At 68.6% G+C, this 14,522-nt stretch carries 14 protein-coding genes and 1 pseudogene; 7 read left to right on the top strand and 8 right to left on the bottom strand.

What is annotated here, in order from left to right; all coding sequences use genetic code 11:
- The first annotated feature begins 44 nt into the window (after positions 1 to 44).
- The 4 genes and pseudogenes from AB0M48_RS11440 to AB0M48_RS11425 all read left to right on the top strand — a co-directional run.
- Positions 45 to 923 carry an inositol monophosphatase family protein gene (locus AB0M48_RS11440; protein ID WP_363839151.1) on the top strand — a complete coding sequence of 293 codons (879 nt, stop codon included), beginning with the start codon at positions 45 to 47 and terminating at the stop codon, positions 921 to 923.
- Positions 920 to 1,213, top strand: a complete 294-nt coding sequence (locus AB0M48_RS11435) for a hypothetical protein (protein ID WP_363839149.1) — start codon at positions 920 to 922, stop codon at positions 1,211 to 1,213. Before AB0M48_RS11440 ends, AB0M48_RS11435 begins: the two co-directional genes overlap by 4 nt.
- A 16-nt stretch (positions 1,214 to 1,229) precedes the next feature.
- Positions 1,230 to 2,498 (top strand): hypothetical protein, encoded by a 1,269-nt coding sequence (locus tag AB0M48_RS11430; protein WP_363839147.1) that lies wholly within the window; start codon positions 1,230 to 1,232, stop codon positions 2,496 to 2,498.
- Between the two features lie 150 nt (positions 2,499 to 2,648).
- A pseudogene (locus AB0M48_RS11425) lies at positions 2,649 to 2,918 on the top strand (transposase); the annotation flags it as partial.
- Positions 2,919 to 2,921: 3 nt separating this feature from the next.
- Here the strand turns inward: AB0M48_RS11425 and AB0M48_RS11420 are convergent.
- Positions 2,922 to 4,046, bottom strand: a complete 1,125-nt coding sequence (locus AB0M48_RS11420) for an IS30 family transposase (protein WP_363839144.1) — start codon at positions 4,044 to 4,046, stop codon at positions 2,922 to 2,924.
- A 117-nt stretch (positions 4,047 to 4,163) separates the two neighbouring features.
- Between AB0M48_RS11420 and AB0M48_RS11415 the strand changes: the two genes are divergently transcribed.
- The gene (locus tag AB0M48_RS11415; RefSeq protein WP_363839141.1) at positions 4,164 to 5,081 is read left to right on the top strand and encodes an IS3 family transposase; all 918 of its coding nucleotides are present in this window, start codon (positions 4,164 to 4,166) and stop codon (positions 5,079 to 5,081) included.
- A 978-nt stretch (positions 5,082 to 6,059) separates the two neighbouring features.
- Here the strand turns inward: AB0M48_RS11415 and AB0M48_RS11410 are convergent.
- Positions 6,060 to 6,869, bottom strand: coding sequence for an NYN domain-containing protein (locus tag AB0M48_RS11410; RefSeq protein WP_363839138.1), 810 nt, complete (start codon positions 6,867 to 6,869; stop codon positions 6,060 to 6,062).
- A 1,038-nt stretch (positions 6,870 to 7,907) separates the two neighbouring features.
- On the opposite strand from AB0M48_RS11410, the gene AB0M48_RS11405 reads away from it, so the two are divergent.
- Together AB0M48_RS11405 and AB0M48_RS11400 are read left to right on the top strand one after the other, a co-directional pair.
- The gene (locus AB0M48_RS11405) at positions 7,908 to 8,138 is read left to right on the top strand and encodes a hypothetical protein (protein WP_363839135.1); all 231 of its coding nucleotides are present in this window, start codon (positions 7,908 to 7,910) and stop codon (positions 8,136 to 8,138) included.
- A complete protein-coding gene (locus tag AB0M48_RS11400; RefSeq protein WP_363839132.1) occupies positions 8,135 to 8,941 on the top strand; it encodes a hypothetical protein in 807 nt (268 codons plus the stop codon). Before AB0M48_RS11405 ends, AB0M48_RS11400 begins: the two co-directional genes overlap by 4 nt.
- A 120-nt stretch (positions 8,942 to 9,061) precedes the next feature.
- On the opposite strand, the gene AB0M48_RS11395 is transcribed toward AB0M48_RS11400, so the two are convergent.
- The 6 genes from AB0M48_RS11395 to AB0M48_RS11370 all read right to left on the bottom strand — a co-directional run bounded on the left by AB0M48_RS11395 (position 9,062) and on the right by AB0M48_RS11370 (position 14,261).
- Complete coding sequence (locus tag AB0M48_RS11395; protein ID WP_363839129.1) at positions 9,062 to 9,460, bottom strand: RNA polymerase-binding protein RbpA; 399 nt, start codon at positions 9,458 to 9,460, stop codon at positions 9,062 to 9,064.
- 67 nt (positions 9,461 to 9,527) lie between these two features.
- Positions 9,528 to 9,749, bottom strand: a complete 222-nt coding sequence (locus tag AB0M48_RS11390; protein ID WP_363839126.1) for a helix-turn-helix domain-containing protein — start codon at positions 9,747 to 9,749, stop codon at positions 9,528 to 9,530.
- 22 nt (positions 9,750 to 9,771) lie between these two features.
- Complete coding sequence (locus AB0M48_RS11385; RefSeq protein ID WP_363839123.1) at positions 9,772 to 11,886, bottom strand: helix-turn-helix domain-containing protein; 2,115 nt, start codon at positions 11,884 to 11,886, stop codon at positions 9,772 to 9,774.
- Positions 11,883 to 12,716 (bottom strand): SAM-dependent methyltransferase, encoded by an 834-nt coding sequence (locus tag AB0M48_RS11380; RefSeq protein WP_363839120.1) that lies wholly within the window; start codon positions 12,714 to 12,716, stop codon positions 11,883 to 11,885. Before AB0M48_RS11380 ends, AB0M48_RS11385 begins: the two co-directional genes overlap by 4 nt.
- A 276-nt stretch (positions 12,717 to 12,992) precedes the next feature.
- Positions 12,993 to 13,580 (bottom strand): hypothetical protein, encoded by a 588-nt coding sequence (locus AB0M48_RS11375; protein ID WP_363839117.1) that lies wholly within the window; start codon positions 13,578 to 13,580, stop codon positions 12,993 to 12,995.
- Positions 13,581 to 14,261, bottom strand: coding sequence for a hypothetical protein (locus AB0M48_RS11370; RefSeq protein WP_363839115.1), 681 nt, complete (start codon positions 14,259 to 14,261; stop codon positions 13,581 to 13,583).
- Positions 14,262 to 14,522 lie beyond the last annotated feature (261 nt).

Genomic DNA, 14,522 nt, shown 5'->3' with positions numbered 1-14,522 from the left:
CGTTCATCCGGCGCCGTGCCGCCAAGAAGTAACCCGAAGGAAGCATGTCGTTGGCCCTCAACCTCGCCGCCGCCCTGCCGGCGGCCCACGTCGCGATCGACCTCGCGGTCGAGCACGTGCTCAGCCATCGTCCACGCAAGATCCGGTACAAGGGTGACCGCAACCCGGTCTCCGAAGTGGACGAGACCATCGAACACCTCGTGCGCCAACGGCTGACCACCCGCGGTCACGCCGAGATTGGATTCGTGGGGGAAGAGACCGGAGCGGTCGGCAACCCGGACACCTACTGGGTGCTCGACCCCATCGACGGCACGATCAACCACCAGCACGCCAACCCGCTGTGCGCCATCGCGCTCGGCCTCGTCCACCACGACCAGCCGGTCCTCGGCGTCACCGCGCTGCCTTTCCTCGGCCACCGCTACTGGGCGGCCGACGGCCACGGCGCCTACCGCGACGGCGACCCGATCAGCACCTCCGCCACCGACGACCTGAACAAGGCCCTGGTCGGGTTCAGCGACTATGGCAGCGGTGCCGACGAAGGGCTGCGCGACGTGCTGTGCGCCGCCGTGGACCGCGAACTCACCGCCCGAGCGCAAGGGCTGCGCCGGTACGGCTCCTCCGCCCTGGATTTGGTCTGGGTCGCCGACGGCACCCTGGACGCCTGCGTGCTGCTCGGCAACCACACCTGGGACACCGCGGCCGGCGCCGTCATCGCCCGCGAGGCCGGTGCCCTCGTGCTCGACGCCGACGGCAGTCCGCACTCGACCCGGTCGCGCTGCGCGATCGCGATGACGCCGGGGCTACGGGACGAGTTGTTGCCGTTCATGCGGGTGCTGCGCGGTAGCCGCTTCTGGCCCGATCACAACGCACCCGACGGCTTCGACCACCTGGCCGCTCCTCCCGGAACCGAAGTCCTGCCGTGAACGGGGAGTTCGCCGTGGTGATCCTGCCGACTCAGCGCCGCTCGCCCGAGGTGCCGGTGCCAATCGCGGCCCAAGCTGCCGACGCTCCAGCGCCCAGCGTCGACCACAGCGCGTTGACGCAGTACCTGCCCACCTTCGGGGATCTCGACACAGCCGGGCTTCCGGCTCACCCGCTGGACGTCGACCAGGAACGCGCCGCCGCGCTCAGGGCCGCTCTGCAAGGGCACCGCCCCGACGACGAGCATCTCGCGCTTCTGGACCGCGTCCTGCGGGCTCTGCGCCGCATCTGACGAGAACGGGCCCCTTATGACTGCCGACCGCACCGCACGTCCGAGCCGTGAGGTGACCACTTCCGCCCATCTGGGGGCGTGGGTCGCGCCGCATCCCTCCGAACTGCCCGACCTGCGCATTCAGATGTGCGAGCAGGTGCTCCAGCCGCCCCATAGCCGGGAATTCATGATGCGCGTCGTCGGCGGAAGCAGCCCGCTGATCCCGACGATCTCCGGCCCGCCCGAGGAGACGGCCGCCATCGACATCATGGGCGGGATGCTGATGGCGCGCAGCGAGCAGCGACGGCTGCGCCAGGCGCAGCTGTATTGGGTCGACGAGGACATGACCTCGCTGGCGCTCGCGGCAGCGGCGAGTCCGTCCCTCGAGCCGGTCCGGGCCCGTCGAATGCCGGCCGAATCGGGGCTGATGCTCTTCGCCCACCCGATCGGCAGCCACGATGTCGACCTCGCCGCAGCGTTGACCAGCCCGTGGACCACCGCGGTCCCCGACCTGGACAAGGACCTGCGGCTGGCCTTTCCCGTCGTGGGCGTCTCCTGGTCGCGATGGAGCCCGGCCGACCTCGACCTGGACGGAGCACCCGGCAAGATCCGTTGGACGCCCCGCACGCCGCAGGGCGCAGCGCCGTTGACGCCCGAGTTCGACGGCGTCTGGTTGACCTTCTGGACCACGGGCAGCAAGGGTTGGGACAGCCTTCCCTTGGACCGGCCTCTGGCCATCGACAATCAGAGCGGCGGGACGCTCACCGCTGTAGACCTGGTCGCACGAGAAGCTCTCGCGGGGTTCGCCCGGCTGCAGACCTACGACGAACTCCTCCTGCGATTCGACCAGCCGCTGCCCCGCCCCGATCCGGACAACGGAAGCCAGTGGGCACACGTGGTTTACACCGCCTGGCAACTGATGGGACAGACCGGCAACGCCCAGCTCACCGAGACCGAATCCGTGCCCCGACCACGTCACGGCCTCAAACGCGACAAGCGAGCCGACATCCTCGGGCCCGGCACCGTGCAGCTGGTTCGAGTGCACACCCGCCACCGGCCCCCGGCGCAGGCCAGCGCCGAGGACACGGCAGCCTCCCACGGCCGCCGAGCACCGCAATGGACCCGCCGCTGGCCGGTCCGCCCCTACCGGCGCAACACCTGCCTCAACCCCCGCGCCCACGCTGAAGGCGGATGCGAACACGAGGAGCGAGTCGTGCCCGCCCACATCAAGGGGCCTGCCGACAAGCCCCTCGTCACGACGGACAGGGTGCACATCTGGGACACCCCGCCGCCACCGCAACCGTGACGGTCCACGACCTCCCGAACCCTCGAACGTCCGCCCGCCCAGTTCTTGGAAGCATGATGCGCAAGCCCTTGCCTTACGGCCCCGATGAGGTTCCCCCGATAACTCGGAGACTTTCAAGCATGGTCCGATAGGGCCTGAAGGGAGTCGTCCGTGGCAGCACCGAAGAAGTACCCCGACGAGCTGAGGGCTCGTGCGGTCCGGCTGTATCGGGAGTCGGACCCCAAGCCGGTGATTCGGCGGCTGGCCGAGCAGCTCGGGGTTCATCACGAAGCACTGCGTAACTGGATCCGGCAGGACGAGGCCGACCGCGGCGAGCGCGGCGACCGGCCCACGACCTCTGAGTCGGAGGAGTTGCGCCGGTTGCGGCGGGAGAACGCGGAACTCAAGCGGGCCAACGAGATCCTCAAGGCCGCGAGCTTAGATTCAACCGGTCAAGGCAACACTCTCGGCCGGTGTACGGAATCCCAGGCACTTGCGGGGGCGGTTGTTGAGCTTCGCGGCGATGGCATCGAGGTCGTCCTGGCTGAACGTCGACAGGTTCGTCCCCTTGGGCAGATACTGCCGTAGGAGCTTGTTCGTGTTCTCGTTCGTGCCGCGTTGCCATGGACTACGCGGAGCGGCGAAGAACACGCCGACACCAGTCTCGGTGGTGAAACGCTTGTGGGCAGCCAATTCCATGCCGCGGTCCCAGGTCAGCGTGCCGTGAAGTTCGGGATTCATGCGGGTGTAGGCCTCGGCCAGGGCGGGGACGACCACGGTGGTGTGGCGGCTGGCGAGTTTCACGACCGTGAGGAACCGTGACTTCCGGTCCACCAGGGTGGCGACCTGGCTGTTGTTCGACCCGATCACCAGATCGCCTTCCAGGTGCCCGAACTCGCTGCGATCCTCCGCCGCCGGGGGCCGTTCATCGATCGGCCGGGCATCGGTGATCTGTGAACGCCACTGGCCCTTTACCGTGTGCCGCTTGTTCTTCCGGATCGGACGGCCCGTCCGCAGCCGCTTGCAAAGCTCGCGAGGGACCACCTTCCAGCGCGTGATGTAGACCGACCGGTAGATCGTCTCGTGGCTGATCTTCATCGCCGGATCGTCATCGTGGTTCAGGCGCAGGTGACCAACGATCTGCTCTGGCGACCACTCCTCCCTCAGCAGGGCCAGCACCGTCTCCCTCAACGCGTGCCTGCGGGCGAGCAGGCACTGCTTCGGCCGCCGGGCACGGTCAACCGTCCGTTCCTGTGCCACGGTCGCCCGGTAGGCGTCGCGGCCGCCGTTTTTGTTGACCTCGCGGCTGATCGTCGACACCGCACGACCAAGCTGTACGGCGATCGCGTTGTAGTAATCACCGGCGCAGAGCCGGCGTGAGATCTCCTCCCGCTCGGCCATGGTCAGACTTCCGGCGCGGGTCTTGCGTGGCTCGGGAGCGATTCCGCCGTGGTGTTTGAGGACGGTGAACACCGAACCCGGCGGCTTGCCGATCTGCCGGGAGATGACGCTGATCGATTCCCCGGCCTTCCACCGCCGCCACAGATCGGCCTTCATCTCGTCCGACATCCCCGGCCGACCCAATCTCGCCACGCACGCCCACCCTCAACCAGCATTGTTGCTTCGACCGGTTGAATCTAAGAGCGCTTTTTTCGCGTCGGAACTCGACCCGACCCGGCGACGGTCGTGAAGCTCGTCTCGCAGCTTCGCGACCGCTTCGGGGTCGAGCCCATCCTCCGGGTCCTCGGTATCGCCTCCTCCACCTACTACGGCTGGGTCCAGCGCCAGGCAGACCCGGCGCCGCGGCAGCGCCAGGACGAAGAGCTGGTGGCCGAGATCGTGGACATCCACACCACCTCCGGCGGCACCTACGGCAGCCCGAGGGTGCACGCCACCCTGCGCCGCCGCGGAATCCGGGTGTCGCGCAAGCGGGTCGAGCGGCTGATGCGCAGCCACGAGCTGCAGGGCGCGTTCCTGCGACGAAAGTGGCGAACACCCTCGACCCGGCATGATCCACGAGCGACGCCGGCACCGGACCTGGTCAACCGGGACTTCACCGCCCCGGCCCCGGACCGGCTGTGGGTGGCCGATGCCACCCGCATCCCCACCGGCGAAGGAGTGTTCTGGCTGGCCGCGGTCCGCGACGCCTTCTCCAACCGGATTGTGGGCTGGAAGACCAGCGACCGCTGCGACACCAGCCTCGTGCTCGGCGCCCTCGAGTACGGCATCTGGTCACGGAACGTTCGTGACGGGCAGCTGATCCACCACAGCGACCGCGGCTCGACCTACACCTCGATCCGCTTCGCGCAACGCCTGGCGGACAACGGAATCCTGCCCTCGATGGGCTCAGTCGGCGACTCCTACGACAACGCGCTGATGGAGAACTTCTTCTCCACGCTGAAGATCGAGCTCGTGTACCGCAACTCGTGGCGCACCCGCGACGTGGCCGAAAACGCGATCTTCAGCTACATCGACGGCTGGTACAACACCCAGCGCATCCAGAAAGAGCTCGGCTGGCTCAGCCCCGACGAGCACGAAGCCGCCTGGCACGCCGACCAACTCAAGCCATCTATCATCCCGGCATCCCCAACCGGAGCCAGGTAACCAACCCTCCGAGTTATCGGGGGAACCTCACGACGACGACACTGCGGCCGAAATCTACGTGCGCGAGGCGCTGCGTCGTTCCCAGCGCGGCAACTGGCCCGCGTTGCTGGCCAGTAATCGTGTCGTGCAGACCTACCGGGTGCTGCGACGTATCGAGTCTGGTGCGATCCAGACTCGTGTGCACCACTACGAGGCGATCAGGTCAGCTGAAGCAGACCGAGATGCGGGCCTGATTAGCGCGGCTGAATATGCCGAGAAGTACCGGGAGTACACGGAGTGGCGGCAACGGTCCGTGGGCTTCGACAGCGTCCTGCGGCAGTACCTCGACATGGCCGTCGACCAGGTCCGGGTGATCCGCCGAGACGCCGTCGAGGAGGTGCTGCGGCAGGTGTTGCTCACGTTGGCCGTCGCCGTCGAGGAGCATCGCGACGCACACGCCGGGGAGGAGTCGCTGGCCGACACCGCGTTGTGGGCGAGGCTGCGGTTGTTGCCTTGGCCGACCGCCGCGGGCGTTGAGCGGCGCGTTCTGGCCGATGCCGTGACCGCCGAACGCGCCCGCCGGGGACCTGCGCGTTGGGCGAGCGAGGACGCTGTCCAGTTCGAGGGCTTATCGGTTTTCGGGGAAACCGTCGACGTCGTCGATCTGCTCTTGGACGTCACCGACCACAGCCGACCAGGTTGCGCTCGGACCGAGTTGGCCGAGCTGTGGAAGCAGCGGACCCCGGACCTGCTGGATTGCGCGGCAGCGGAGGTCACCTCGGCCAGGCAAAAGGGCAGCTATTCCACGCAGCGCCTGCGCAAGTCCCTCCGATTGCTGGAAGGACTCGGCTTGATCAGCCGCTGTCGTACGAAACGAACGCCGAGGTTGTGGTCACCGACCGGGCACGACTCGTGGAACTGCGCCGGCAATGGGACGAGCAGCACTTCGGCCTCTACAACCTCGCGCCCTGATGGATCGGCGGCCGATTTCGCACGGGTTCAGGGGTGTTCCGGCTGGTCTACCAGGTTTGGGCTGCCTGTGAGCGCCAAGGTGATGTCGCCGCCCGAGGCGCCCACCACGGTGACGCGGTGCGCCACGCGGGCCAGGAAGTCGCGGAAGCTGCGACAGCCGTAGTTGCGTTCGTCGAACGCCGGGTCCAGGGACGTCATCTTGTTCTTGACCCACCCGGCGGTCGGGGTGGTGACGGTGGCCTGCTCCATCACCGTGACCAGCAGGTTCTCGGCGGTGGTGATGTCGAACTCGTCGGCGAGGTGGTCGCCCGGCTCGGGTTCGACCTGGGCGACCAGGGTGCCCCAGTACTTGTATTCCGAGCACACCGACACCAGCCGCGGGCTGGCGTTGGCCTCGGTGCCCACACCGACCACGTGCTTGCCGAACTCCCGCAGCCGCTGCACCAGCGGGGTGTAGTCGCCGTCGCCCGCGACCAGCACGAACACGCTGACCTCGGGGTGGGTGATCAGCGTTTCCATCGCGTCGACGGCCATGCGGATGTCGGCGGCGTTCTTGCGGGCGGCACCGAAGCGGACCACCTGGATCAGGTCGACGCCGTTCATCGCCAGGTCCTGCTGATAACGCCCGAACTGCGGGTTCGCCCAGTCGGCGTACGCGCGGCGGATGACCGCGTTGCCGTAGTCCCGGCACAGCCGGGTGATCGCCGCGTACGGCACCGGGTTGGCTCGGCCGGGCAGCCCTCGGCCCGCGCCGCAGACCAGGTTCTCGAAGTCCACGTAGACCCCGACCGAGGCGTCGAGCTGCTCGGCCCGGACTCCCGCCGCGAATGCTTCCACCTCCTGCCCATCGACGGCTCCGTACCGCGACTTGATGCCGCGCCCGGCTGAGCAGCGCGACTCGCTCGCCTTCAACGGGCCCGGCTGCCCTCGGTCCGGGGCCTTGCCGGTACCCGGATACCGGGGTTGAACAGCGGTTTTATCGGTCGTTCGTCCTCGGCGACGGGTTCTGTTGCCGTCGTGCGAGCCCCGATCGGCAAACCTTGAGAGCGCGAGAGCCAGCCAGGCTGTCGTGACCTGCGGAAACACCGGATTCCTTCCGGTGTCGCGATCGGGCCGCACGTGTCGAGCAAGGCGGCTGCACGCCGGTGATCAGCGGTTTCGGGGTGTCCGGAGGGGGCTGAGCGCGCAGTTTGGCACCTCGACATGCTCACCGGGAAAGGTGAACGGCTTGGACCAGGGCTTTCGCAGCGTTGCCAGGATCCGAGATGCGGCTTGACCAGCACCGATGCAGGCTCCAGACCGTCGCTTGTAGACGGACGCGATGCCTTGACCAGGCACTTCACTCGCGGTCCGGCTCGCTATAGGGCATCTGACCAGCGGAATGGGACAGGTTGGGCGTCCCTCGCGGCCACGAGGAACGCCCAGCCCTTGAGCCCGAATTCCACCCGACGTCCGTTGAGAAGAGTGCCTTCGGAACCTGTTCGCCCTGCATACGGCCAACGGCGTGCCCGGAGGGCGCCTCCACAGTAAGCCGTGCCGACAGCGTCAGCGGTCCTGGACGAGGGCACATGGGACAGACACTGCACACCGTCTGAACAGCGGTGATGGACAGCCGGTCAACGCCCACCACACGTTTTCCCAGGTAGAGACGCATTTTCGGAGCATCCGGCGCCCTCGTTGCCAGGCTCCGGAAAGTGTGAGGCAGCCCACCTTGATCTCGGCGCATCGAATTTCGGGCCAGGTCGGGGTTGTCGCCGGAAAGTCGGTGAAGATGGTGAAGCCCTCGCGGGGCGGTGGCGGCCACCACCAGTCGGTTTGCTCCCGCGATCGGGGCTTCACCGTTCACCCGACGTCCGACCCCTTGGAGACATCCTGATGTCCGTGCTTCCGGCACCCTTGGCGATCCTGCCTCGCACGAGCTGCGGCGCGACGCCCCTCGTCCAGATCGGCACCTTCACCATCGCCGCAGCGTTCGTCGTCGTCCTGGTGTTGCTCGGCCAACCACTCACAGGCGCGGCCGGTGTCGCGGCCTGGCTCATCACCACGGCGGTGCGACCGACGACCAACAAGCAGGCGCGCCCTGCGCGTGACGGTGCGCAGAGGTGACCACGATCGACATGCCCGAATCGAACTTCAACCCGCGCCGACCCGGAGGCTTCGGCGGTGGCAGACGGCCCGACGCATGGCCGTTGCAGGCCGTGCTGAACAGCCTGTACGAGCAGCCCAAGAGCGGGCAGACCTGGACCTACGTGCTGCTCGCCAATCGCACCGGCCTTCCGCTCGAAGACGTGCGAGCCGCTTTCGCTGCCGCCCCGCCGCTGGTCGAGTGGGAGGTCTACGCCACGATCCTGCGCGAGCTGTGGGCCGACGACGATGACGTCGCCGTCTGCCAGCGCACATATGGACACCTGGCAGAGCATCTTCCGCTGCGGAACGCGCTGCCGCCAGATATCGCCGCTCTCACCACCAAAGCGCTGTTCAGGGACGCGCTGAGGTCGATGAAGGGCAAGCTGACCTTCCGGGAGCTCTCGGACAGGATGCGGAAGCACAATCCGAAACACACCTGGGAACGAACGACTCTGAGCAGGTACCTAGGTGCGAACAACGCGGACGAGCCATCCTTGCCGGCGAACGAAGATCGCGTGCGGGTTTTGCTTGCTGTGTTGTGCGAACACGCCGGACGCCCCAACGACGTCGGGCACTTCCTGATGGTGTGGGAACGTCTGCGTTCCGAGCGCAACCGCCCGGTCCGCACCGGCATCCCCTCACCGGTGATCGATCGACCGGCGCGGGCCGAAGAGACGGGCAGGACGAGTGCGCGAACAACGTCTTCGGTGAACGCCACGCTGCTCGCGGCGCTTCTGGTAGCGGTCGTCGCGCTCATCGTCGTGGTTGTGGTGCTCGGGTAAGCCCAGCTAGCCAGCGAGCACGTGCCGTACGACGCGCACAGCGGCAACCAGCGGGCATGTCGACTGCGGCGGCAACTTCGCGACTCGCGCTGCCCGAGCGACGCCTCGGGCAGCGCGGGGTCATGGCTCGAAGCGGAAGCCGTAGGTGCGGTCGCCGATGGGAACGCGACCGTAGGGCGAGTTGCGCTGTCGGCGGATGCCCGCAAGGGCTTGATCGACGAGGACCTCGAGTTCGGCGACGCTGCGTCGTTCCAACAGCATGACGTAGTGCGTGCGTGGAGGCTTGCCTTTGGGTGGTTGCCAGTCGGAGTCGTCGTCGATCCGGAGGCAGTGCTCGATGCCGTGGCGCGGGCACGTCCAGACGGCAGGGATCTCGGCGTCGGTCGAGAACGGCACCGTGAACTCGTGCCCTCGGCGGCACTCGAAGCGGACCGGCACCCGCGGTGCCGGCCGCGCGGAGCGGTCCGGTTCGCCGGTGGGCGTTCCCAGGCGGTAGCCCCGCAAGACCCGTCTGGGCATCATGTTCTCCGCTCGCGTATCGGACGGGCTGGTGTCGCGAGCCGTTCTCGTGCCCGCTGTCGCTGGGCTAGGAGGGTTTGGTTTTGGTCCGGGTAGCGCCGCCGCGTCCACGCAGCACGACGCCGGACTCGGACAGGATCCGGTGTACGAAGCCGTACGAGCGGTCGGTGGCTTCGGCCAGGGCGCGGATGCTGGCACCCTTTTCGTACTTCTTCTTCAGGTCAGCGGCCATCTTGACGCGGGCTTCCCCGGTGATCCGCTTCCCCTTGATCGTGGTGCGTGCTGTCATGCCGTTCGCTCCTCTTCGCGGTTCAGGCGGTCGGTTGGCCGAGGGCGGCGCGCCGGTCGAGGACGGCGGCCTTGCTCTTGTCGGCGCCGGGACCAGCGGCGGTGTAGTAGTCGATGGCCTCGCCGTAGCGGCGGTGGGCCTCGGCGGTGTCGCCGAGCGCGGCGTGGACCTCGCCGAGCACGGTGCACAGGTCGGCCAGGTAGCCGACCGAGCCGTAGTCGTGCACGGCCTGTTCGATCGCGGCCAGCTCGGACAGCGCCTCGGCGGCTTGCCCGTTCAGGGTCAGGGCCCGCGCCAGGTGCTGGACGGTGCGGGCGTGGCCGATGCCGTCGTCGATGCCGGCGAACATGCTCGCCGCCAGCCGCAGGTGGTGGGCCGCGAGCCGGGCGTCGGCGATCTTGGGGTGCAGGGCGGTTTCGCCGAGGCGGCGGTGCCGTAGCGCGATGCTGCGGGCGTCGTTCATCTCCTCGGCGATGTCCAGAGCCCGTTGCAGGTCCGGCAGGGCAGCGTGCGGGTCGTCGGCCTTGAGGTGGGCGCGGGCGCGGGTGGACAGTGCGCCGGATTGCAGCCACGGGTCGCCGACTTCGGCGGCGCGCTCGACGGCGATGGTGCAGCTGGCGACGGCGGCCTCGTGGTGGCCGAGGTTGGTCTCGCCGAAGCCCTGCCGGGTGCGGCAGACGACCTCCAGGATGTGTCCGGCGTCGGCGGCGGCGTTGGCGCCGAGGAACTGCGAGCTCACCAGCTCACCGGCGGTGTAGTTGGGGCGCAGCGGGTTCCACAGGACCTCGCCGAACTGGTACACCAGCTCCGTCCAGCCCTGGTCGGCGGCGACCTGTTGAGCGGCGAGGAGGTTGGGGCGTTCGGTGTCGGCCCAGTCCAAGGCGGCCTTCGCGTCGTCGAACACGCCCGTGTCGAGGTCGGCGTAGACGTCGCTAAACCGGCGGGGGAAGGGATTGATGACCTTGTCGGCCGCCGCCGCGCGTCGCAGGTACCACTCGATCATCCGGCGACGGACCGTCAGTCGCTCGGTCTGGTCGTCCTGGTCGGCGAGGGCTTGCACGTGCTCGCGCAGGACGTCGTGCAGCCGGTAGCGCTCGTCGCCGGTCTCCGTGACGAGGTTGGCCTCCACCAGCCGTCCGAGTCTGCGGTCGACCGCGCTGATCGGCACGTCGAGCCCGGTGGCGAGCGGCTCGGCGGTGAACTCGGCGCCGGGGTGTTCGGCCAGGCTGCGGTAGAGCCGGGCGGTGGTGGCGTCAAGGTCCTCGTAGCTCATCTGAAGTACTCCTTCGACGGACAGCTCGTGCGGGTCCAGGGCGGCGGACGCTTCGGCGAGGTGGGTCAGGCGGGTGATCAGGCGCGCTGGGTCGCGTCGGGGATGCGCGGCGAGGTGGGCCCCGGCGATGGTCAAGGCCAGCGGGTGCCCGTGACAGCGCGTGGCCAGGGCGTGGAGCAGGTCCTCGCCGAGAGGTTGCCGGTCCTCGTCGAGCAGGCCGGCCAGGAGCGCGGCGCCGGTGGCGGCAGGGAAGCAGTCGAGGTCGAGGTGGCGAAAGCCCGCGATGGCCAGTCCTGCGAGGCGGTGGCGGCTGGTGACCAGGATCGTGCCGCGCGCTGTGGCCGGTACCAGGGGCTGCACCTGCTCGGCGGAGCGGGCGTTGTCGACCAGCACGGCCACTGCCTTGTCGGCGGTGACCGTCCGGTAGAGCGCGACCAGTTCGGCTGCCTCGCCTGGCAGGTCGTCAACGGCGACGCCGAGCGCACGCAGCCATCCGGCGAGGACCTGCGGTGTGGCCGGTGGCGGATGGCCACTCCAGCCGTTGAGGTCGACGTACAGCACCCCGTCGGGGTGGCGGTCGTGGTGCGCGTCGAGCCAGCGCACCGCCAAGCCGGTCTTGCCAATTCCACCCAGGCCGGTCACCACGACGCGGGTCGGGCCCGCTGTGATGAGCAGACGGTCCAGCCGCGCCAGTTCCTCTGCGCGGTCGACCCAGGTGCGCGCGGGCGGCGGAAGCTGCCGAGGCACCGGCACCCGGTGCTCGGGAGCGTGCAGGACGATGGTGTCAGCGGTGACCGTGCGGGCTTGCAGGACCTGGCCGTGGACCGGGCCGGACACGGTGTTGATGTGCTCGGCCTCGTTCACGCTTGCTCCGCCGGCACGGGACGACGGCCGGCGAGCACGGCGTTGCCCCACAGGCACTCGCGCCGGACGAGGGTCAGGCCGTCCGGTCGCCACAAGCCGACCGGCGCCACGCCGTCCGGGTGCGGCTGCCACGGTCCCAGCAGATCGGCGAACTCCCGCCGGCTCCGGTGGACGAATGTGATCCCGGCCCTGGCGAGACAGTCCTCGACCGCGGCGGCCGACTGCAGCCCCAGGACGATGCCGTCGGCGTGCGAAGCGGCCAACAGCGAGCCGGGTGCCAGCCGCTCGTGGTACCCGGCCAAGGCGGCGGCCGGGTCCTCGGCGTCGGGCAGGCAATGCAGCACCGACCCGGCCACCACGCCCACTGGGCGAGTCAGATCGAGCAGCCGAGTCGTCACGGCATGGTCGAGCACCTCGTCGACGTGCCGCAGGTCGGCCTCGATCACCCCGGTGCTCGGATCGTCCCAGACGACCAGACCGAGACGGGCGACGGCAACGGGGTCGCGGTCGACGTAGACAACACGGGCCTGGGGCTGCTCGGCCTGGGCGAGTTCGTGCACGTGGCGAATGCCGCCCAGGCCCGCGCCCAGGTCGAGGAACTGTTCGATCCCGGCGGTGAGCATGTGCAGCACAGCGCGACGCACGAAGGCACGGCTCTCGCGGACGAACACGTCGTAGCGCGGCACCAAGGCCGAAATCGCCTCCGCCACCGCACGGTCGGAAGCGAAATTGTGCCCGCCGCCCAGCAGGTGATCATAGATCCGGGACAGCGACGGCACGTTGACATCAACCGATACGCCCGACTCGTGCGGGGCCTCCTGCGTCGCCATCACCGTTGCCGTTCTCCCCGCCCCGGCTCGTCATCACGAGCCCGACTCGCTGCGCACCCTGGCCGACTCAGGCAGGTCGACGGGTAGCGGTTCGCCCGCTTTGCTCGAAGTCAGCCGGGTCGATTGGTGCCGGCGATTAGACCGGCGGCAGGAAGATCTGAACCAGAGCGCAACCGAGGCGCTCGTGAGGCGTAGGTGGGGCGGCACGTCGTCTGAGCACGCCTTCTGTCACGGCCATGATCACTCGCATGGGTGGCGCCGAGCGTGCTGGACGAGTCAGTTCTGGTCGAAGTACGCCTCGGCGGTGCGGCGGATCTGTGCGAGTCGCTTCGACACGGCGCTGTGGTTGGCGTAGCCGAGGACGTCGGCGATCTCGGTCTTGCTGGTGACGCCGCTGTTGAGCAGCACGACGATCTGCCGGTTCCGGGCATCCAGGAGCGTGAGGAAGTCGTTGGTGATCAGGTTGCCCAGCACCTCGCTCTCCGGTCCCTGGACGGGGACGGTGTCGGTCAACTCGACGAACTTCACCGTCACCTTGCGCCGCTTCCCGTGCAGCTTGTGTTCGAAGTCTTCGAGGACATAGGACCAGTGGCTGGAGAAGTCGTCTTCGATCCGGTGGGAGCGGACCGCGTCGAGGATGCCGCGCAGTCGGCCGGTCCGGTCGGCGGCCTCCACGGTCTCGACTACGGCGTCGCGGGCGTCGTCCTCGCCGAACCAGACCTGTCCGCCCATCCGCGGGTTGCCGGCCACGGCCCCGGCGAGCACGCTGCCGTCCTCCAAGGTGACCGGGCCGGGCGTCTTGCCCTTGTCGATCTCGGGGAAGTCCCGCAGGCGCTCCTGGATGGTGGCGGTGACGGCGGGCACTCAGAAGTCCAGGTTGTGAGCGAGCAGCCGGATCGGGTCGTCGGCCGAGAACGCCTTCATCTTCGACCCCGAGACCAGGTGCGGCCACACCGTCCACGCCCAGGCGCGAGCAAGCCGGGCCTCGAAATCGGGTGGCAGGAAGTCGTCGATGCCCGACCAGTCGGCCATAAACGGCCACTGGCCGCCTCGCAGCAACGGAAGCTCGAACATGTCCAGGACACGCTTGGGCAGCAGGTGGAACAGCGGCGCGTACTCGAAGTACCGCGCCCGTGTCCGCGGTACGAAGGTGACGTTGACGTCGCCGAGGTCGGCGATCCTGGCCATCGGTTTCGGCAGGTCGTCCAGGTCGAAGAAGCGCCGCCGGAACTGCGCTGTCTCCCACAGCATGTTCCACTGCGCGATCGCGAGGAACTCGTCGGGCGAGGTGTAGGCGGCCGGGAGCGTCACGTACTCCGGCGGAGCCGGTTCGAGCGGCCGGACCACGCCGCCGAAGATGAACCCAGCCGAGATGTTCCGCAGGTGCGGGTACTCCTCCGGGTCAGCGTCCGCCTCGGGGAGGAACACGTCATCGCGGCGCCACTCCAGCACCTCGGCAGCGGTCGGCTCCTGCTCGTCGCGCACCCCACCGTCCGCCATCTGCTGCTCCACGCTGTGACCGGTCCGCTCGTCGATCTGAGTCATACCCCCATCACGACAGTCTCCGCCGGTTTCGTTCCGGACGCGCCCGGTCCGATTACGTCTTGCCTCCGGCGTGACCGACGAAGGTAGCCGGGCGCGCACGGTGCAGATGCCCTGCGGCGAGCCGCCGGATTCCAGGCGGGTCGAACATATGTGCGAGCGTGGTGGTAGTTTGCCGACGTGACTCCGCCGCCTTCAACCCCCGCGCCGGACGGCGCACTGCGCTACCGAGTCGATCAGACCGGCACGACGATCGCCGTCCTT

The sequence above is a fragment of the Lentzea sp. NPDC051208 genome, assembly GCF_040682435.1.
GTDB classification, from domain to species: domain Bacteria; phylum Actinomycetota; class Actinomycetes; order Mycobacteriales; family Pseudonocardiaceae; genus Lentzea; species Lentzea kristufekii.
Note: the sequence above shows the minus strand (reverse complement) of the source record. Positions and strands in the feature narration are given on the sequence as shown.